Consider the following 341-nt stretch of genomic DNA (forward strand, 5'->3'; position numbering starts at 1 on the left):
CCTACTAGCTCATCCCATCTGGGTTCATCTGATGGCAAGAGGCCCGAAGGTCCCCCTCTTTGGTCTTGCGCCGTTATTCGGTATTAGCTACCGTTTCCAGTAGTTATCCCCCTCCCTCAGGCAGCTCCCCAGACATTACTCTCCCGTCCGCCGCTCGTCACCCCGGAGCAAGCTCCCTGTGCTCCCGCTCGCCTTGCTTGTGTTAGGCCCTGTCTCCTATCCCCATCTGACTGCTTGAAAAAAAAAACAGCAAAATCTACCGACACTATCCCCGACATCTCCACCAACTACTATCCCTAATACCCATCTCCAAGCCAACCACACCCATGCTTATCTCGTAT

1 rRNA gene is annotated in these 341 nt (G+C 54.0%); it reads right to left on the reverse strand.

The annotated features are described in order from the left end of the window. Window positions 1-258 (reverse strand): 16S ribosomal RNA (locus tag HX778_RS24925); the annotation flags it as partial. Between the last annotated feature and the right edge of the window lie 83 nt (window positions 259-341).

Source organism: Cedecea sp. P7760, from assembly GCF_013386425.1.
GTDB classification, from domain to species: Bacteria; Pseudomonadota; Gammaproteobacteria; order Enterobacterales; family Enterobacteriaceae; genus Cedecea; species Cedecea selenatireducens.